Annotated in this window: 16 protein-coding genes; 10 read left to right on the top strand and 6 right to left on the bottom strand. The window is 33.4% G+C overall.

Annotated features, from left to right (window positions below; all coding sequences use genetic code 11):
- The first annotated feature begins 348 nt into the window (after window positions 1-348).
- Window positions 349-564: a hypothetical protein gene (locus AB8B65_RS11530; protein WP_405301165.1), complete on the top strand. Its 216-nt coding sequence runs from the start codon at window positions 349-351 to the stop codon at window positions 562-564.
- A 223-nt stretch (window positions 565-787) separates the two neighbouring features.
- On the opposite strand, the gene AB8B65_RS11525 is transcribed toward AB8B65_RS11530, so the two are convergent.
- Together AB8B65_RS11525 and AB8B65_RS11520 are read right to left on the bottom strand one after the other, a co-directional pair.
- Window positions 788-1243, bottom strand: a complete 456-nt coding sequence (locus tag AB8B65_RS11525) for a hypothetical protein (RefSeq protein WP_405301164.1) — start codon at window positions 1241-1243, stop codon at window positions 788-790.
- Window positions 1244-1667: 424 nt separating this feature from the next.
- Window positions 1668-3674, bottom strand: coding sequence for a LamG domain-containing protein (locus tag AB8B65_RS11520; RefSeq protein WP_405301163.1), 2007 nt, complete (start codon window positions 3672-3674; stop codon window positions 1668-1670).
- Window positions 3675-3802: 128 nt separating this feature from the next.
- On the opposite strand from AB8B65_RS11520, the gene AB8B65_RS11515 reads away from it, so the two are divergent.
- From AB8B65_RS11515 to AB8B65_RS11500, 4 genes are all read left to right on the top strand, one after another.
- Window positions 3803-4318, top strand: a complete 516-nt coding sequence (locus tag AB8B65_RS11515; protein WP_405301162.1) for an RNA polymerase sigma factor — start codon at window positions 3803-3805, stop codon at window positions 4316-4318.
- Between the two features lie 276 nt (window positions 4319-4594).
- A complete protein-coding gene (locus AB8B65_RS11510) occupies window positions 4595-5491 on the top strand; it encodes a FecR family protein (RefSeq protein WP_405301161.1) in 897 nt (298 codons plus the stop codon).
- On the top strand, window positions 5484-7790 hold the full coding sequence (locus AB8B65_RS11505) for a TonB-dependent receptor plug domain-containing protein (protein WP_405301159.1): 2307 nt from the start codon (window positions 5484-5486) through the stop codon (window positions 7788-7790). The genes AB8B65_RS11510 and AB8B65_RS11505 overlap by 8 nt, the downstream gene beginning before the upstream one ends.
- 153 nt (window positions 7791-7943) lie before the next feature.
- Window positions 7944-8411 (top strand): hypothetical protein, encoded by a 468-nt coding sequence (locus tag AB8B65_RS11500; protein ID WP_405301158.1) that lies wholly within the window; start codon window positions 7944-7946, stop codon window positions 8409-8411.
- A gap of 627 nt (window positions 8412-9038) precedes the next feature.
- On the opposite strand, the gene AB8B65_RS11495 is transcribed toward AB8B65_RS11500, so the two are convergent.
- The 3 genes from AB8B65_RS11495 to AB8B65_RS11485 form a co-directional block, all read right to left on the bottom strand.
- Window positions 9039-12329 carry an amidohydrolase family protein gene (locus tag AB8B65_RS11495; RefSeq protein WP_405301157.1) on the bottom strand — a complete coding sequence of 1097 codons (3291 nt, stop codon included), beginning with the start codon at window positions 12327-12329 and terminating at the stop codon, window positions 9039-9041.
- A 138-nt stretch (window positions 12330-12467) separates the two neighbouring features.
- On the bottom strand, window positions 12468-13115 hold the full coding sequence (locus tag AB8B65_RS11490; RefSeq protein ID WP_405301156.1) for a DUF2306 domain-containing protein: 648 nt from the start codon (window positions 13113-13115) through the stop codon (window positions 12468-12470).
- Between the two features lie 88 nt (window positions 13116-13203).
- On the bottom strand, window positions 13204-15258 hold the full coding sequence (locus AB8B65_RS11485) for a response regulator (RefSeq protein ID WP_405301155.1): 2055 nt from the start codon (window positions 15256-15258) through the stop codon (window positions 13204-13206).
- Window positions 15259-15488: 230 nt separating this feature from the next.
- Here AB8B65_RS11485 and AB8B65_RS11480 point away from each other — a divergent pair, with 230 nt between their 5' ends.
- From AB8B65_RS11480 to AB8B65_RS11460, 5 genes are all read left to right on the top strand, one after another.
- Window positions 15489-15842 carry a hypothetical protein gene (locus AB8B65_RS11480; protein ID WP_405301153.1) on the top strand — a complete coding sequence of 118 codons (354 nt, stop codon included), beginning with the start codon at window positions 15489-15491 and terminating at the stop codon, window positions 15840-15842.
- A gap of 6 nt (window positions 15843-15848) precedes the next feature.
- Complete coding sequence (locus AB8B65_RS11475) at window positions 15849-17450, top strand: FAD-binding protein (RefSeq protein ID WP_405301152.1); 1602 nt, start codon at window positions 15849-15851, stop codon at window positions 17448-17450.
- A gap of 78 nt (window positions 17451-17528) precedes the next feature.
- A complete protein-coding gene (locus tag AB8B65_RS11470; protein WP_405301151.1) occupies window positions 17529-18467 on the top strand; it encodes a DNA/RNA non-specific endonuclease in 939 nt (312 codons plus the stop codon).
- A 73-nt stretch (window positions 18468-18540) separates the two neighbouring features.
- Window positions 18541-19446: a CHAT domain-containing protein gene (locus tag AB8B65_RS11465; protein ID WP_405301149.1), complete on the top strand. Its 906-nt coding sequence runs from the start codon at window positions 18541-18543 to the stop codon at window positions 19444-19446.
- A gap of 16 nt (window positions 19447-19462) precedes the next feature.
- Window positions 19463-20536: a hypothetical protein gene (locus tag AB8B65_RS11460; protein ID WP_405301148.1), complete on the top strand. Its 1074-nt coding sequence runs from the start codon at window positions 19463-19465 to the stop codon at window positions 20534-20536.
- Between the two features lie 164 nt (window positions 20537-20700).
- Here AB8B65_RS11460 and AB8B65_RS11455 read toward each other — a convergent pair.
- On the bottom strand, window positions 20701-20825 hold a 125-nt coding region (locus AB8B65_RS11455; RefSeq protein WP_405301170.1), incomplete at its 5' end, for a T9SS type B sorting domain-containing protein.

Genomic DNA, 20825 nt, shown 5'->3' with positions numbered 1-20825 from the left:
TTTGTGTTTTGGTTTATTATTTTACGTATTACAAGCCAATTTACTAAAAAGAAGTGAATCTTTTATTTTGCAGAAAGAATTTTCTATCAAGTCAATTTGATATTTTTTAATCTTATAACTAAATTACAACTGTTTAAGTAGCTTTCATTATTGTCTTGACACATGAAAAAGCACATACAAATGTTTAAATATATATCAAGACTTCACTTTCGTTTTAATCAAATCCAAATACTCATGTGTATTCACCATTCATCTAAGCGTTTTTTTCTTAATTCTTTCAGTGTTTTCCCTAGTTAATTCTGATTCTTGTTTTTGAATATTTGCCTATAACATTTTAAAACAAAAAATATGAAAACAAAAAAATTAAAGTCGTTAAAGCTTAACAAAGCTTCAATTTCAAATCTTCAACAAATTAATGGAGGTGCTGATAATGCTAATGACGCTGCCAACAATGCAGCACAAGGTCCAATTTACTTTTTATCAATTGGAAGAGCATGTAGTAAGAAAAATTCTTGTAAAAGAGTGTGTGGTGATTCAACAGCTACAATAACTCCAATTGAATAGTAATGATTTTCAGTAGCTATGTAGCGTACGAGGTGCTAATTTTAAGAATTTGAAACAAAAAAAGAAGAATATACATCACGTACATCATATATTTAAAAACTAAAAAAAGCTGCCTTTAATTGAATTAAGGCAGTTTTTATTTTTTTTATAATTTATGTGTGTATAAAATTATATATGTTTCTTATATCATCAATGCAAAAAACAATCGATTATAAATATTTAATCAATTAGTTTCTTCTACTTGTTCAGCTTTGAATGTAGGTAAAAATAAAGCTAAAATAGCAAGGACTGAAAAATAAATAAGTAAAAAATAATAAAAATGAATTTTTATACCTTTCCAGAATTGCAATGTATAAAAGATAAAAATTAATATTGCAAGAATAGCAGTTTGAATAATTGCTCCTAAAGCGACTTTAAGATAAGTTTTCTTTGAAAATTCATTATTATGGTTAGATATTTTTTTACTTATTTTACTGGTAAAGGGGAAAACTATAATTGCAAAAAATGCACAAAAAATAACTCTTAGCAATAAATCACTTGAGTAAAAAAAACTTTGATGGAACAAGTACAAAGAAATATACCAAAATGCCATAGGGATGACCAAGGTTGAAAACGATTTTAAGTCTTCAATCAATTCTAATGTTTCTTTTATTTTGCTCATTTTTTCAGTTAAAAACATCTACAACAAAATTTTAGATATTGTTATAGATGTTTTTTTTAAAAGTTAGTAATACTTTAACTAACAATCATTGATTACAAAATCCATAATTGCATTATAAAGTTTTAAAGTTTTTTTGGATTTCCATAAACTTGCCTTCGTTATAAACAAGCGAAAAGGATGATAAATCCGATTAATTAACTTAACCATAAGTTATAAGTTATTATTAAATCAGACCATCACATAAAGAAAGGTTCGTTATGTCATGCGAACATAAAAAACGAATCAATTTTTATTTCAGGTTTAGGGGGTGTGTAGCTACAAAATTAGAAAAAATATTATCAATTAAAAATAAACATAAAAAAAAGCTGCCTTAATTCAACGAAAGGCAGCTTTTAAAAATTAGTCACTAAACTAACTTAAATAAACACTTAATTTTTATTTCTTAAAAACAGTTATTGCAATCGGCTTCCAAGTTGAATAAGTTGGTAACTTGGTTTGGATTTAAGGCAACTTTGTACAATCGTATATCATCTAAATGACCTTGAAAGCCATTTCCTAAAATGTAATTCATTAATGGCGGACTTCCAATATCTATAGAAGCGTTCTCATCTAGGTTTCGTTGTACACCATCTCGGTATAAACGCACGGTATTATTTTCGTCAACAGTAACAACTAAGTGATGCCAATTGGTGGTATCTGTTGGTAAATCTGGATCTGTATTCCAAGGATCATCCCATAAACCATACCCTGAATCTGCATCACTAAATACAGGCGTATTTAAGTCAAACACACTTATTTGGAAACCTTCACTGACCGCATTTCCTTTTTGAAATAAAATTTCATAGTTGGAAGGATCGGTGTTTTGCATTTTAAACCATAAACTTACCGTAAACGCATCGCCTTGTACTATTTGATTGGCGTTTGTGATTGGAATTTCCACAGTTTCACTTCCATCAAAAGCAATGGCACAGGTGGCGTTTCCTGCTCTGTCCGGCACATAATTGTAATTTTCTGAAGCTTCCCAATTGCTTACCAAATCTTTGGTTTCGTTGGCAAATGGCATGTATAGAATTAAATCATCTGTAAGAATGGTATTATTTGAACAACAGTCTTCTACAGTAATTGTAATTGCATACACTTGAAACATTCCTGCGAAGTCTTCTATTCGTAGATATAATGTTTCTTGTGAAGCTGTGTTTGTATATGGACTTAAAAGTTGACCTGTATTTTCCGCAGCATCTGCTTCAGTTGAATGAAAAGAGAAGTTATATTCTTGCGTACATGTGATATTCGAGATAAATAATGCTTCTAAGTCCATTTCCACAAAACCATCAAACGGGTTTTCTTCGTCGCAGACAGTTGTTTCTACATTTTCAAAACATTCAAAAGGCGTTGTATTTTCACAAACTTTCTGTAACGTCACTTCTTGATTCCCGCTGTGTAATACTATTTGATCTTCGCTACATTCATCAATAATCCAAGAATCGTTAAACATTGTTAACTCAGTATCAATATTGGTTACGATTAACACCAAACTTCCTTCCGAAGTTGTTACGTCCCAATTTCCTGTGTAAACTGTGCTATTCATTGGATCTGTAGAAAACGTAAATGAATTGTCATCATTAAAATAGAATTCGTATTCTAATTCTGTATTTCCTGCAAAATTGCTGATTCTCCAAAAACAATCTACCAAACTGGCAGTTACTTGTGCTTCTGTACAATTGGCATCGTTGTAATTATTGTCATCATCTTCATCGCAAGTGTTTTCCGCCGCAGCGATTGCCGCTTCCAATTCATCGTTACTATTGACAGAAATCACAGTTCCATCAGCATTTACAAGATTGATTGGATAGTTGATACTCGCCACAACTCCATTTGAAAGCGTTGCTAAAAAGTTGAATAATTCTTCATCATGCGAAATAGTAACTGTTTCAATCACTTCAAAATTCACATCAAAAACTGCAATACTAAACGGATATTGAAAATCGATACATTCTATATCAATATCTGGCTCATTGGGTCCGGCACAGTTTGAAATTTGAGCAATAAGTTCTTCTTCGTTTTCTATCGTAATTTCGGTATAATCGCTTAAAATTATTGTAATTGGATAGGTAATTTCAACCGTATTATCATCAGATTGATTCAATAATTCAAGGATTGAAGCATAATCCGAAACGCTATTTATCACTAGAGTTATTCCGTTTATGGCTACTGTCACAGGTAAATCGACCAAAAAACAATTGGCATTATCTATAAAATTATCTGTAGAACCGTCTAATAAAGACACGCGTTCCATCAATCGTGGTAAAGTGGTATTAGCTACCAACGTAGCTTGCGTGTCAGGCTCGGTAATTTGTACATTTTCTTCTTGGCAGGCATTGAAAAAGAGACTTATCGCGCAAAGCGAAAACACTATTTTTACAGCTTTTATCGGGGCAATTCTATTCATATATAATACAAGTTTACATACTCTACTCTTTTAGTATGCTATTAGTAAAACAACTCAACAGGCAAAATTCCCACCTTTATTTATAAAAAATTTATGTTTACATTTAGCGAACTATTTAGCCAACTCAAATGCCAAAATCATTACAGGATAATATTTGTAACGAAGTGATGTTTTCTAGTTTTTTTAAGAAACATTACCAAAGTCTGTACTCGTATTTGTACTATAAGTTTGGTGATTATTTGAATCCGGAAGATAAAACACAAGAAGCATTTACTAAACTTTGGCAGAATTGCGGAAAGGTAACACCCGAAAAAGCGAAAAGTTATGTGTTTACGATTGGCAATAATATGATGCTGAATGAAGTAAAACATCATAAAGTAGTACTGCAACACCAAAAGATTAAACCGAGATCTCACACCAACGAAAGTCCCGAATTTTTAATGCAAGAACAAGAGTATTTGCAAAAACTGCAACGTGCTATTGGGAATTTGACAGAATCGGAACGCACGGCTTTTTTAATGAATCGTGTGGAAGGAAAACGCCATAAAGAAATTGCTGCTATTTTAGAAATTTCGGCGAAAGCTGTGGAAAAACGTATTTATAGAGCGTTGAGTAAATTGCGACAGGAGATTGAAGAGTTGTGATATTTTTGATTGACGATTAACGATTGTTGACTTATTATTTGAGAATGTTATATAGTTTACTAAAACGTCAGATCGAGTGGAAAATGTGATAACATTTTTTGTATCGAGATCTACTTAGAAACAATCTGATATCATAGTGCTTCTCGATACAAAATTTTACACTAAAATTTCACTCGAAGTGACGTAGTTAACGAAAAAAAACACAAAAAAGTATATATCAGTGAAGTTTGGGTGGGAATTTTAGATCCTGAGTTGTTATATAGATAAGTAACGATTATGAAACGAGAAGATTTAATACAGAAATGGCTAGATCATGCGTTGAATTCAGAGGAATTGGAAGCTTTTAAACAGCTTGAAGATTATGAGGAATTGACCAAGATGCAAACCGCTTTGCAGTATTTTAAAGCACCCGAAGTTGATGTGGAAAGTGCGTATACTGCTGTAACTACTACGAAAAAAGAAATACTAAAACCTACTTCATGGTTGAAGCCATTATTAAAGATTGCCGCAATTTTGGTAATCGGTTTTGGCGCATATATGTACGCAACTTTACCAACACTTACTACTCATGAAACGGTTGCTGCAAATAAAACACGTGTCGAATTACCTGATACTTCCGAAGTAACTTTGAACGCAACTACCAGTTTGTCTTATGACAAAGACGTTTGGGAAGAGAAACGCGAAGTAAACTTGGCTGGAGAAGCTTATTTTAAAGTTGCCAAAGGAAAAACATTCAGCGTAATTACTAATGACGGAATTGTCACCGTTTTAGGAACTGAATTCAACGTAAAACAACGCAACAACGTGTTTGAAGTATTTTGCTATGAAGGCTCGGTAAAAGTTAGTTACAACGATGCAAATGTTGTACTAAAACCAGGACAACGCTATTTGATACGTAATGGGAAAGAATTCCGCAACGAAGAAGAAAATCTAAAAGAACCTACATGGATACATAATGAAAGTTCTTTTAAAAGTTTACCTTTACAAGAAGTCATTCAAGAATTTGAACGACAGTATGATGTAACGGTTGAAGCCAAGAATATCGACATTTCTCAAATAGTTACGGGAAGTTTTACACACACAGATATTGACATGGCATTGCAATCAATTACGCTGCCTTTAAATTTGAAGTATCAAAAGAAACAAAACTCGATTATTCTAAAACGTGATTAAAAAACGCGTACTCACTTTTTTCACCTTTTTTTGCTTCTTTCTTAGTTTCCAACATGTTATCGCACAAGGAAATCAAGGAAATAAAATTTTACTGTCCAATTTATTACCCGAAATCCAAGAACATTATGATGTGGTTTTCTCTTTTGTAGACAACACATTGAACGGCATTTTGGTAACTCCGCAGTCTACTACAATGCCACTTAAAGAGTTGTTAGGTGGTTTTGAATTGGAAACAAATCTTCGGTTTACCATTATTAACGGACGTTATATTGCTATCACCATTTTTAAAGATCAAATTCAAGAACTAGATGAAGTTTATTTGACAGAATACATTGCTTCGGGAATTTCAACAAACCGAACAGGTCAAATTACCGTAAAGCCTAAGAATTTCAGTATTCTTCCTGGTGTTACTGAACCTGATGTTTTATTGACAATTCAAGCATTACCAGGAATTTCGAGCGTAAATGAAACGGTTTCCAATCTCAATATTCGCGGCGGCACAAACGACCAAAATATTTTACTTTGGGATGATATTAAAATGTATCAATCTGGACATTTTTTCGGGTTGATTTCTGCATTTAACCCGTATTTTTTAAAGAAAGTAGTTGTTACCAAAAACGGTACAAGTGCGAAACACGGCGATGGTGTTTCTGGAATGATTGAAATGAAATTAGACGCACATGTAAACGATTCGTTGATTGCTGGCGCAGGATTGAATTTGATTCACGTAGATGGTTTTGCAAAAGTACAAGTAAACAAAAAGATGGAAGTGCAAGTTTCGGCGCGTCGTTCCATTACCGATTTGGTAGAAACGCCAACCTATGCCATTTATTTTGATCGTATTTTTCAAGATACTGACATCACGAATAATAGTCAAGAAACAAACAATACCACGACGACAAATAGAGATTTTTATTTCTATGATATGAGCACGAAATTTATTTATGATATTTCAAAAACAGACAATCTACAGTTTAGCTTTTTAAATATTTTTAATGATTTGAGTTATACAGAAAATGCAATACTAAACAATAGAGAACGTTCTGTAAATAGCGGAATCACCCAACGAAATTTAGCTACAGGTTTAACATATAATCGCGAGTGGAATCCTGCATTTTCGACACAAATTCAAATGTATACTTCCAATTATAATTTGGAAGCGACAAACTTCAATATTACCAATAATCAGCGTTTGTTTCAAGAGAATGATTTGGCAGACAGCGCAATTAAATTCCATACAAAATACCGCATTAATGAAAATTTCACGCTGGAAAGCGGCTATCAGTTTTCTGAAATTGGCATTACAAACATTCAAGATGTAAGCAATCCGCAATTTCGTAGCGAACGAAAAGATGTGATGCGAAATCACGCTTTGTATTCGGAAGTTCATTATTTTTCAGATAGTTACCGAACCATGTTAACAGTTGGAATTCGTGGAAATCGTTATGGAAAGATTGATACCTTTCGTTTTGAACCGCGTTTGAATTTTAGGCAGCAATTTTCCAATCATTTTAGCGTATTGGTTTTGGGCGAATATAAAAGTCAAGCAATCTCGCAAGTAATTGATTTACAGAATGATTTTTTAGGAATTGAAAAACGTCGTTGGACTTTAGCAAACGGAACTTCTGTGCCGCTTATTGAAAGTAAACAAGCGTCTGTTGGCGTACAATACAACAAAAATAACTTGTTGATTACGGCGGAAGCGTATATTAAAAGTGTAGACGGAATTACGACGAGAAGTCAAGGTTTTCAGAATCAGTTTCAATTTGTCAATGCTGTTGGAAGTTATGAAACGTATGGAATGGACTTGTTATTCAATAAGAAATGGCGCGATTTTAATGCGTGGATGAGTTATTCAGTAAGTAAAAACGACTATGAATTTACATCACTCAACAATGGAAATCCGTTTCCAAATAATATTGATATTACGCATAACTTAACACTTGGCGGAACGTATTCTTGGAATAATTTCGAGTTTTCTTTGGGAAGTTATTTCCGCACCGGAAGACCAACTACAAGTGTTGGCGAACCGAATATTACAAACGGCGAGATTAATTACAACGCACCAAATGCAGAAAATTTAGCTGATTATTTTAGAACCGATTTTTCTTCAACGTATCGTTTGACACTTTCTAAAAAGAAAAAAATAAATGCTAAAATCGGATTGTCTGTTTGGAATGTATTCGATCAGCAAAATATTTTGAATGAGTATTACAATTTAGACAACGAAGTCGTTTCACAAATACAAAATCGTGCGTTAGGCATTACGCCAAATTTGAGTTTTCGGGTAAAATTTTAAACTAGGAATATTCCATATTTAATCCTTAAATTTACCATAAACACAGTTCATACCATTTACAACTTGAAATTACGGGTATAAGCTCCATAATTGATGTTAAAAATATAATAAGCAACTTTGATCTTTAATTATATTGTCATAGTTTTAAAACACATGGAAATAACTATTGGAATTTTAGGAATTATTACTGCGATCATTGCTATTATTGATTTCAAATACAATTTCTTTTCAAAACCTAAGGAAGATGATGAAGAAAAAATTGATCTTTTAGAAGTACAATTTAGAGCAACTCAAAAGCTATCAGAAGAAGTTCAATTGGACATCGAGAATTATATTTTAAAAGCGGATGCTGCTAATAAACTTCTTTTTAAGGATATGACATTCAGCAGTTATCTAACTCACATGAGGAAAACGCACAATGAAAATTTATCTGATAGTTTATATGAAAAATTGTGTGATTTAGAATTGACTAAAAGTAATACAGTCTACATTATTAAAAGTCTTGAATTCCAATTTTCTGCTTTACTGCGAATTAAAAATAAAATGCAGTTATTAAATCTACTATATTCAAAAAGAATAGCGCTTGCAAAAAAAGAAGATTTAGCATTACGCCAAATTTGAGTTTTCGTGTTGATTTTTAGATTGTTTGTTAGAATACGTCTCTTCGAGTGATTTTTTTGATTGCAATGAAAAAAAAATTGTATCGAGAAGCGCTTGAAACAACTGAAATAAGCTATCGTATTTCAAAGTACTTCTCGATACAAAATTCTTTCATTTCGACTCCGCTCAATGTGCAGAATTTCACTCGAAGTGACGTTTGGGTTTATTTAGCAACTCTAACCGTCAGTTCGAGTGCTAAATCTATGATTTAGTGTATCGAGAACAGCTACGATTTCTTAACACTTTCACATTTAAAATTTAGCATTTTACATTTATAATTTCAAAGAACTTCTCGATACAATTTTTCTTCATTCTATTTCGAAAAATCACTCGAAGTGACGTTTGAAAATCATTTGTAATTCAGTATTTCAAAGCGATGTTTTAAAACACTTACATTTAAAATTTAGCATTTTACATTTATACTTTCAAAGTACTTCTCGATACAATTTTTCTTCATTTAATTTCTAAAAATCACTCGAAGTGACGTTTGAAAATCATTTATAATTCAGTATTTCAAAGCGATGTTTTAAAACACACTTTTACATTTAACATTTAACATTTATAATTTAACATTTAAAATTTCAAAACCTACTGATGTCCCAAATGACAACCACATCCTGGACGCATGAAACTGTTTGATTCTTCGTGCCAAGGAAATGCTCCATTATATTTATTATTTTCCCAATAGAATTGTGAACGTTCTTTTGATTCGTTTCCTATTTCATTCATAGTATCTGTATCGTACAAACGTCCGTTAATCATGGTATGTGTAATGCTTTCTGTATTTCGAATATTATCTAAAGGATTTTTATCCATTATGATTAAATCAGCAAGCTTTCCAACTTTTAGTGAACCAATATCATTTCCTGCACCAATGTATTCTGCTGGATTGATCGTTGCAGTTTTTAAGGCTTCCATTGGTGACATTCCACCTTGTTCCATCATCCATAATTCCCAATGTGCACCTAAACCTTGTAATTGTCCGTGTGCACCTAAATTTACTTTTACACCTTTGTCAGCCAAGGCTTTTACGGTTTCAGAAACTAAAATATGTCCGTTTTTGTATTCTTCTTCAGGTAACATGGTACGATGTCTTGAACGCGCATCAATAATTGCTCTTGGTGTATATTTTAATAGTTTTTCGTTTTCCCAAACATTTGTTTTTTGGTACCAATAAAATTCTCCATTCACACCACCATAGTTTACAATTAAAGTTGGCGTGTACCCAGTTTTACTAGTTCCCCACAATTCCAATACATCTTTGTATACAGGCGCCACAGGAATGTTATGTTCAACTCCTGTGTGTCCATCCATAATCATGGTCATGTTGTGATAGAAAGTAGATCCACCTTCTGGAACCACAAAGATTCCTTCTTCACGAGCCGCTTGCAATATTTGTTGGCGTTGTTCGCGTCGTGGTTGATTGTAACTTTTTACCGATAATGCACCAAATGCTTTTGTACGTCTTATTGAAGATCGCGCATCGTCTAAATTATTGACAACTGCTTTAAAATCGCCATCAGCTCCGTATAAGATAAATCCGGTAGAGTAGAGGCGTGGACCAACTAAAGTTCCGTTTTTTACCAATTCCGACAAGGCAAAAACCGTTTCCGTATTTGCAGAAGGATCATGCGCTGTAGTCACTCCAAATGCTAAATTTGCATAGAATTGCCAGTGTTTTTGAGTCGTTAATCCATAACGAAAAGCGCCAATGTGTGCGTGTGCATCTACCATTCCGGGCATGATGGTTTTTCCTGTCATGTCATAGGTTTTTGTTCCGCTTGGTACACGAATATCACTTGATTTTCCAATGGCTTCAATCCGATTATTTTTTACAAGTACAGTTCCGTTTTCAATTACTTTTTCATTGTCCATTGTAATGATACGCGCATTTGTAAATGCAATACGACCATCGGGTTTGTCTGTTTTTAGTGTCAGATTGATTTTTGTGCCTTTGGTAGTAATTTCGGCTGCTTTTTCTGGCGAATCTTCTAAGAATGTGAATCTGTCTTTGATTTCGTTTGAAAAATATTCGTCACCCAGCGTCCAAAGTACTTTTTTACTATCGGGCGACCAATGCAAGTTGACACCAGCATCTTTTGCAATTTGCGCCACAGGAAATGCTTTTGTCTTGTTGTCTAAATTCACTTTTTGTCCCGTAACAATCATTGGTGCCACATACGCTTTGTGCAATTGTGAAAATGCAATCCATTTGTTGTCAGGACTTGGAACCATTCTGTTTGCATATTTTGACGTAAAGTGCGTGCGTTTGTCTTGTCCTTGAAGATTCACACTGAGTAATGACTTTGTTAAGTTACCAAAATACGTTCCGCCAGTTTGGATAAAGATTCGTTTTCCATCCGCAGTAAAGATTGGATATTCACCTTGTGCTGTCACAAATTTAGAATCACTACCATTTGCTTTCATTGTATAGATTCCTGCATTTTTAGCAAATGTAAATCCTTGATCGTTGTTTCCGCGTTCTTTTCGGTAGACAATATGTGTTCCATCAGGCGAAAAAGAAGGTGTTCTATAACTTCCCTTTTCCGTAGATAGTTGCATCGAGTTTCCACCATTTATAGAAATTTTACGAATCGAACCTAAGTTTAAATCATTCCAAGTTACATATACAATTTCTTTCCCGTCAGGCGAAAAACTAGGTTCTGATTCAAAATCAGTTCCTTTCGTTAATCGTTTTGGAGTTCCGTTTGGTAAGTTTTTCTTCCATAGATAACCGACAGCATTAAACACCAAGGTTTTTCCATCTGGTGAAGTGATGGCTTGGCGAATGACTTTTGCATCAAATTCATCTGGTGCAACAGGCGTATCAAACGAAACTGCTTCTGCAATTTGAATGCTTGCGTTTACCGTGAACGGAATGTTGGTTACTTTTAAAGAAGCAATGTCAATTTTATTAATTTTTCCACCTGACCAAAATACAATTTCTGTATTGTTTGGCATCCAACTAAAGTTTGGATAGACACCAAATATTGCCCAAGCTTCTTGCTGATCTTTGTTTAAAGCATCAAATAATGGCCATTCTTCACCAGTTTCTAAGTCGTGCAAATACAAAACTGATTTTGTACGGACTCTTTTGATGAACGCTAGTTTTTTTCCATCTCTTGATATTTGTGGACGCGATGCGCCTCCAGGTCCGCCTGTAATTTGTGTAATTTTTCCTGTTTGAAAATCGTAGCGTTTGATGACATAGATTTGTTTGTTTGGATCTTTGTTGTATTGAAACGATCCGCCAGGATATACATCTTCACTATAATATAAGTAGCGACCGTCTGGAGAAACAGACGGTTCGTTAACGTCTTGTTGTGCGTTTTTCTTTTTGGTGAGTTGTAAACCAGAACCACCCGTAATGTGATATTGCCACATTTCTCCTGCACCAAGTGAACGTTGTGATGTAAAGTGTTTTCGAGCAATAAACGAATTTCCATCGGGCATCCAAGTAGAATTGTTTAATAAACGAAAACTTTCTTTGGTGATTTGTTTTGCGTTTGAACCATTTGCATTCATCACCCAAATATTATCACCGCCGCCAGCATCACTTGTGAATAGGATTTTGGAACCATCTGGACTAAAATGCGGTTGAATTTCAAATGGAATTCCTGTGCGAAGCGCTTTGGCAGTTCCACCAGAAACAGGAATTGTGTAAATGTCGCCCATCATATCAAATACAATGGTTTTTCCATTAGGACTTACGTCTAAGTTCATCCAAGTTCCTTCGTTAGTCGTAAACTTATGATCTTTATAATTGAAATCTCCTTTAGGATTGGAAACATCCCATTTTTCAGTATTTTTTTTGTCTTGTGCAAACAGTGTATACACAAAGAAAAGTCCTAAAAGGACAGAAAGATTGGTTCTTAACATTTAGCCATTGGTTTTAGTCTCTAAAATTAGCCAATATTGTGTTAATATTTCTTAAAAGCGTGTTAAGGTGTTTTGTTGAAATCTTAAATGTTGTGTATGCCTAACATATTGTAGCGGAATTGTTATGAATCACTTTGATTATGATGCGGTTTTAGGAGTTTTCTTCTTATTCAATTTCCAAAACCAATAATTCATATACGCAGTACCAAAAACACTTGGAACTAACCAACCAGCAATACCCGGAATGAATTGATTGACCACAATAAAAGCCGTTACTGCAGAAATATAACCGCCAAGCATTTTTCCAATATGTAGTTTTAACCAAGCTTTGCGGAGTTTTTTGGGATTTTTTAGCAGAGTTATATCGCGAATAGCAAAGATGATTCCGATAGTTCCGAAAACTGTTAAAACAATATTGATTTTTCCATTGAAAACTAACGGATAGCTAATCATTATGATTCCTGTAAGCAGCATAAATACAGCAATGATTTTATCTAGAATTAATGATGGATTTGGCTTTTTGAAACGCAATGCACGATATCCTGAAATGATAAAATACGAACTAAATAAGCCGATAGTGAATAGAAAAGCATTTTCATGTTTTGGTAATACTGCGATGACCAATGCAGAAAGTGCTGAAAATAGCATGGAATAGTAAAATACAATTCCCGATTTTTTATGCGCCGTATTTCCTTTTTTAGTAATAATCGCTATAAATCCTGCAATAAAAGCGATGCTTCCTAAAGTTGCGTGAATGTAAATAAGGTAAGTTGCAAAGGTGTCCATGTTGTTATTTTTTATCAAATCTCTACAATTGTAGTACGGGACAAAATTCTTTGTAACCGAATTGTATGATTTGCAGGACGAATTGTAATTAGTCTTTTAGCTGTACTGCGAAAAGATCTTCCAATACAACTTTTAAGGCATTTGTGTTGAGTGGTTTGGTTAGGTAACCGTCAAAACCAATCGTAGTAGCTCTGCTGATATCTTCTTCATGCGCATAGGCTGTTTGGGCGATGACAGGAATGTTAGGATACAATGCTTTGATTTGTTTGGTAGCTTCATACCCATTTAAAACAGGCATTTTAATATCCATAAATACAATGTCAAAGGTTGATTCTTTTACCAAATCAATGGCTTCTTGTCCGTTTTTTGCCCAAACAATTTCCTTTTCATTTTTAATAACATTGTCTAGTACTTTTTGTAGCACGATGTAATTCAATTTCATGTCTTCCGCAATCAATATCTTCAAAGAAGTATCAATCACTTTTGGTTTGTTGATTTTATCTTGATCAGAAAAATTTTCTTTAGGAATGTGTATGGTAAAAACGGAGCCGTTTGGTTGATTGGCTTGAAGCGAAATTTTTCCACCTAAAGAACGAATATTTTCTTTGGCAATGGAAAGTCCAATACCCAATCCGTCATATTTTTTAGAAAGTTCTTTTTCTTCTTGATAAAATTCATCAAAAATAGTATCAAACTTTTTTGGACTGATGCCAATTCCAGTGTCACTAATCTTAATTTCTACCTGTTCAGAATGAATTTCATATTGTAATGTAACACTACCAACATTTGTAAATTTGATGGCGTTATTTAGAATATTACCAATAGCTTTTGTGAAACGCGCTTTGTCCGTTTTTATATATTTTTCTTCTTGATTTTTAGCTTTTTCAAATATAAATTCGAGCTTTTCATGTGTCGCTTTGGCAGTATATATTTCGGCGAGAATTTTAATTTCTTTGTGAATGTTAATAATTTGATAGTTGGGTAAACTATCTTTCGTAGTCAATTCAGAGATTTCAATTACATTGTTGAGCACCTTCGTTAAGTTGTCACTTTCTTGAAGTATCGTATCAATGTATTCTTCTTTCTGATCTTCTGGAATGTTTTCTTGTTTTAAGAAATTCGCAAAACCAATAATACTGTTTAGTGGCGTTCTTACTTCATGTGAAATATTTTGTAAAAACAATGTTTTAAGTTCATTACTACGTTCTGCTATAGATTTTGCTTCTCGTAATGCTTTGGTTCGTTTTGAAACTTGTCTTTTTAAATAATAACTCAGTCCAAAAAAGAATATTGCTAAAAAGCCTAGTATGCTTAATGAAATTTCCCAAAATGTAGCTTTTTTATGAAAAGGAACAACAACATTATATAGCCATTTGTTCAGAATATTATTCTTTTCTTCTAGTGTAATTGCATTGTTTCCTTTTTTTATAATTTTTGCTAGAATGGGTTTTTGTTTATTGATGGCGATTCCCAATTCATTGGCATAATTTATAGATTCTTTAATGGAAAGATTTTTAAAGTCTTCTTTTTGAATGAGATAGTTGCTAATAGCTTCTAAACCAATAAATGCATCTGCTTCATTAGCAAGAACTGATTTAAGACATTCTTCCTCATTCTTTTTTGGTAAAAGAATAATTTCTGGATAATAATTGATTAAATACTCTTCAATAGAGTAGTTTTTTCCTACAGTTACTTTTTTTCCAGCCAGTTGTGCCAGTGTGTTAATATCGGAATCACTTTTTGTAACAATAATATGATTTCCTTTAAATATAGGCTCCGTAAATGTTAAATAGTTTCTGCGTTCTTTTGTATTTTGAATTTCAAGAATAATATCAACTTTCCCTTTTTTTGCATCATTCACTAAAGAATTCCAGTTTGTATAGAATTTTTTATCAAATGTGTGTGTTACTTTCTCTTCTAGCAGACTAAAATAGTCTAACAATATTCCATCAATTTCTCCATTAGCATTTACAAATTCGTATGGTGGATAATTAATATAGATTCCAACATTTAGATCAGGATTTGCAACTAAATACTTTTGCTGTTTTTTCGATAAAGTAACACTAGTATTGCACGAAGAAAGCATCAAGAAGATACACATAACTGTATAAATACAACTAAAATAATATCGGCTACAGGTCATTTTTGGGAGTTTATATACCTAATTTACTGTGAATTATCTAAAAAAACACATTTTAAGCTAAGATTCCTTAGTTTCATGCAGATGAGTTTTTAGTTGAAATAGCTCTAGTTTCACAAATACGTATAGTTCATAAATTGTAACAATAAAAACAGCGGATTTTTTAGGGTGTTTTTACCCTTGAAAAATCATCAGAAAGCGCCTACTTTTATACTTCACTAATTTACCTAGTTATGAAGTTAAGAAATATGACGTTTGTCAGATGGAGCATTGCACTTATTATATGTTGCGTATTCTCATCATGTTATACAGTTCGATTGAAAAATGTGTATGGCGATGCAGAACCAGATCCTGTAAGCGACAGAACCGATTATTACCGAATGATGAAAGTTCGCGAGATAGATACCACAATCACTATAAAAGTTACGGATAAAGATTTTACCATGTTATTGGATAAATGTGGTCCAAGCGGAATTCACACCATAGAATACCGAAATACGTTTGGAGGCGTTTTGTTAAGTGCTGTCACTTTTGGGCGAAAACGACGTGTGCGTGTCAAATATGTATGTATGAAATCTAATAATTAAACGATCATGGCAAAGACAACACCTTACGCAAAAAGTACTTGGGATACCTTACACAATAACGGACCATTTCCACTGAAAACATTGCTTGTAACCGAATTAGAAGGTTCGGCAAATATGTTTTCTAAATACGATCGTTACAATGATGCTGCCAAAGAAATACAGCGATTAATTAGAGAAGCCGCCGACAAAAATGAAGGTTTTCGAGCGTATGGTTCTAGTTGGTCATTATCACATATAGCGCATCAAAAAGACAACATGCACTACAATGGTTTTATGAGCATTCATATTCCAATTCCGCAAAACTTAACACATCAAAATTCAAACTATAAAAATGAAAACCTATTCTTTTTTCAGTGTGGAAATACTATCAAACGGATTTCGGAAGTATTAGGTTCACATGGAAAATCATTGAAAACAAGTGGCGCAAGTAACGGACAAACCATTGCCGGTTGTATTTCAACAGGCGTTCATGGTTCCGCTTTAAATGTAGGTTCGATTCAAGATTATGTAGTAGGTTTAAATTTAATTATTGGCGATAAACCAACAGATGTCGTGTATTTAGAACGACATACAAAACCTGCGCTAAACGATGAATTTGCCGAAAAAATAAACGCACGCGTTATCAGAAACGATCATTTATTCAATGCCGCTTTGGTTGGTTTAGGCGCGTTCGGATTTATTCATGGCGTTGTCATTGAAGCAGAAGATCGTTTTTTGTTGAAACGCTACGTAAAGAAAATAAAGAAAGAAGTGGCATTGGAATTGTCAGATACGATGGATTTCAAAAATTCCATTTTCAAAATTGACGGCGAAGTAGATGAAGATGGCAAGCCAAATCGTCCGTATCACTACAAAGTATTCATCAATCCGTATACAAACGAAGATGAATATGTAGTGGAAGTGATGTATAAAAAACCGTATCAAGTTCCATATCCAGATCCATTTCCTGTCATCAAAACATCCTTATATAAAGATTTGATTCACTTATTAATAAAGATGTCTGAGAAATTTCCAAAGGCAATTCCGTGGTTTATCAAGCAATTGCGAAAAACCATTTTACCCGCAGTAAATGAAGAAACATTGGGCACTTTGTATGAAACCTTTTGGGATGCGCCTTATCAAGGTCCTGCTTTTGCGGCCTCGGTGGGAATTGATCATACAAATGCTTCAAAAGCGTATAAAGTTTTAGAAGCAATGACACAGAAAGAAGGTCCGATTCCAGGAATTTTTGCCATGCGATTTGTAAAACAAACAGACGCAACACTCGGATTTACAAAGTTTCCAATTACGTGCATGTTAGAAATTGATGGCGTATTGTGGAAAAAATCGCGAAAAATTATGAGCTTAACAGAATATTCACGCCGTATGATTGAAGTATTGCAGGAAAACGACATTCCGTTTACAATTCATTGGGGAAAAAACTCCGATTGGAAATTTCCGAACTTAGTCAAAGATATGTTTGGTGATAAAGTAACCGAATGGAAAAGCTATCGCAACGGATTGTTATCAACAGAGATGCAAAAAGTGTTTTCAAACGGTTTTTTGGAAGATACTGATTTGCATACGCCAAATGAAATCAATGAGGATGATTTGATCGTTTCACTGTAAAGACAGAAACTTTTGTTAATGAAGTTGTGTAAGCAGTCAGAATTTAATAATTTAGAAACACATTAATAAAAACTGATTTTGAGTTATTCAATCAATTTTTTCGAAACACATTCAGTACAAACACCACGTATTGATGCCAGCGAGATAGCAAAGTTTGCGACTGAAGGTTTAGCGGTATCAGATTATTATTTGCCGTATCAAAATTACAGTGTGTTGCAAAATCCGTTTCGAAAATTCCCTTATTATTCTGCTGTGAATGTTGATGGAACTTGTTTTTATAAACTGAAAAGAGATAGCATTTTTGAAGGAAGCGAACGTTGGTCAAAAGACGAACGCATTCCCGAAGAAGCACAATGGGGAAAAGCATTGTATGGAGCCAAAAAATATGATTTTGACCGAGGTCACATGGCAAAACGAGAAGATGTGCAATGGGGAAAAGATATAGAAATAGCGCGTAAAGCAGCACGTTCTACGTTTTATTACACCAATGCAGTTCCGCAAGTAAGTAAATTAAATAGAGGTGTTTGGAAAAGCATTGAAAACTATATTTTACACCATGAAACCGTAAAAAATAGTATGAAAATATGTTTGTTCAGCGGTCCAGCATTTCGCGATGATGATCCTGAATTTTTACAAACAGTCAACGATCAAACTGTGCAATTGCCATGTTTGTTTTGGAAAGTTGTGTATTATATAAAAGGAGCACAATTATATAGAGCAGGATTTTTGACAAATCAGCGAAGGCAAATGCAAAAAAAACGCATCATAAAACCTGTAAGTCGCTCAGAAGAAGGTGTACGCGCTACACATTTTAATTCTTTTAGAGATGCAGAAACCTATCAGGTAAACGTGTCTTTTATTGAGCAAATCAGTAATTTGTCGTTTGAAGCTGCCGCAGAATCGTTTCAAAGTGACGACCCAGAACGTGTGATACTTTCCCGTGTAAACGTTCGAAATAGTAGTAATGAAAGTATGCAATTAGAAACCATTGCAAAAAGTATGAATTTAAAATTATAACATTATTTCAAATACAATAAACATATTATTTATTAAAGCCAATCCAATTGATAGTGATGCACTACGTTTGGATGTGGAAGAAAATGCGATACGCGATGTTTTGGACAGTAGTGATGACGAAGAAAAATTCAAATTTGAATCAAGAGGCGCAGTTACAAAAGATCTTTTAATTGATCATTTACTCAAAATAAAACCAAATATTTTACACATTTCTGGACATGGAAATACGGATGAACAATTGCTTTTGGAAGATTTAGAAGGGTATAAGGAAGAAGTTTCTATCAAACGTTTGTCGGATGTATTATCGGGCTTTTCAGATCATATCAACTGTGTGTTTTTAAATACCTGTCACAGTTTGGCTGGAATCAACGATTTTAATCAAAATATAGCATATATCATTGGAATGAAAAACGAAATTCCAGATGATGTTGCCATTAGTTTTTCCAGAAACTTTTATAACTCATTATTTAACGGAAGAACTATTAAAGATTCCTTTAAAATTGCGTTATCACGAATTGCCATGACCGATCAAGGAGATGAACATATTCCGAAATTGATTGTAAATGAAACTGCAATTCTCGAAAAAGATAAAGAACCTATTGAAGATGAGGATGACGAAAATGAATTGATCAATACCATTGTTTCCGAAGAAGAAATTGCGGTTGCAAAAATTGGATATAAGAAAAGCATTCGTTTTCATTATCGACTCATTTATATTGCTATTGGCCTAAGTTTAGGTTTGGTGGCGTTTTTGTTTATCAGTCAGGGAAGTCAAGACATTACTTCTGCATTATTAGGGTTAATTCCGAGTGCTTTTGGAAGTTATCCGTTTTTAGAAATTCAGAAACGAAAAAATAGAATTACACTCATTAGGGTATTTGAACTAAAACGAAAGCGCTTGCTCAATGCTTTAGCACGACTTTCGGTAAACGAACGCAGGGAATTAAACGACGAATTTAAGCGCCTAATTATCATTTAAAAAGAACATTTAGTATATGAAAACATATAAATCTATAGAAGAAACAATTGCTGATGTTCGTAAAAAAGACAAGCGTTATAATTACATATATTTCATTGTTATCTTAATTATGATTGCTGTAATTGCTTCCATTATCATATATACACAAGATAAAAAGAATAAAGAAAATGAGGAGACGATTGCTAAGTATGAAATGGAATTAATTGAATATAAGCGATTTAAGGAAGAAGATTTGCATCGAACAGATTCAATTACAAAATTGGTTGCTACACTTCGCAGCGAATTAGTACGTATTGAAGAAAATTTGAATGATGAAACGAAACCAAGAGAGGATAGAGAAACGGTGCTAGAAAATGTGAATTTGGCACAAGACCAATTGATTAGAATCACAAATAACATCACTGGGAATACTATTGTACGTTATTATAAACGCAAGGCAGATGGTAGTAAAATTGAACGTTTAATTCAATCTATGAAAGAGCCTAGCTTTACGCTTAATCTAAAGAAAGTTTCGAATGATAACGGACGTTATAAAGTAAATACAGTTTGGTATGGCACTGAGGTAAATAGAATTGAAGTAAATACACTAGTAAACAATTTGCGAAAAAATGGGATTCGAATTAAAGATGTGAAACAGTTTGATAATCCACGTACAAAGAATTGGAAAAGTAAAGCCATAGAAATTGGATACGAGCCTATAAAGCGTGTTAAAGAAGAAGAAAGCGAAGATGGAAACAAAATTAAACCGAAACCAACAACTTCAAGAGTAAAAAATAGCAATTATAAATACAAGGTGCGATTCTATTCGTACAAACCAAATGCAACAATTAAAAATAAGTTAATCACCTTTATTAGAAAAGAAAGCTACACATTAACTGTGTATCCTGATTGGACTGAAAAACATAGCTTTTTTGCCAATACGCCAACTATTTTTTACTATCAAGAAGAAACAAAAGATATTGCTCAAAAGTTGGCTGCAACTTTATCAGATAATATACGAGGTGTGAAATTTAAAGTTCAATTAGGAAATGGTTACGGAATAAAAGCAAGCGAAAAGGGAAATACATTTCTGGTCCATTATACGCAGTAATAATTTTTTTGATGTACTAATCATATAATCTAAAGACTGGCTTCTATACTATGAAAGCCTTTTTTAAGATTTCAATTTATTGATTTCACATAAAATAAAACGTAAAAAAACCGAAGATGCTAATTTCTTCGGTTTTTCTGTATTTCTATATTGTATTTTACGAATTATCGCTTCAACGTAAAGTGATTGATGAATTCTTTTGGCGAACCATCAAATGGATCTACATATTCTACTCTAAACCAATAATCCTGTGATGGCATTGGCGATCCGTTGAAGGTTCCGTCCCAAC

This window comes from Kordia sp. (genome assembly GCF_045105435.1).
GTDB lineage: Bacteria > Bacteroidota > Bacteroidia > Flavobacteriales > Flavobacteriaceae > Kordia.
This window is presented reverse-complemented; position numbering and strand designations above follow the sequence as displayed.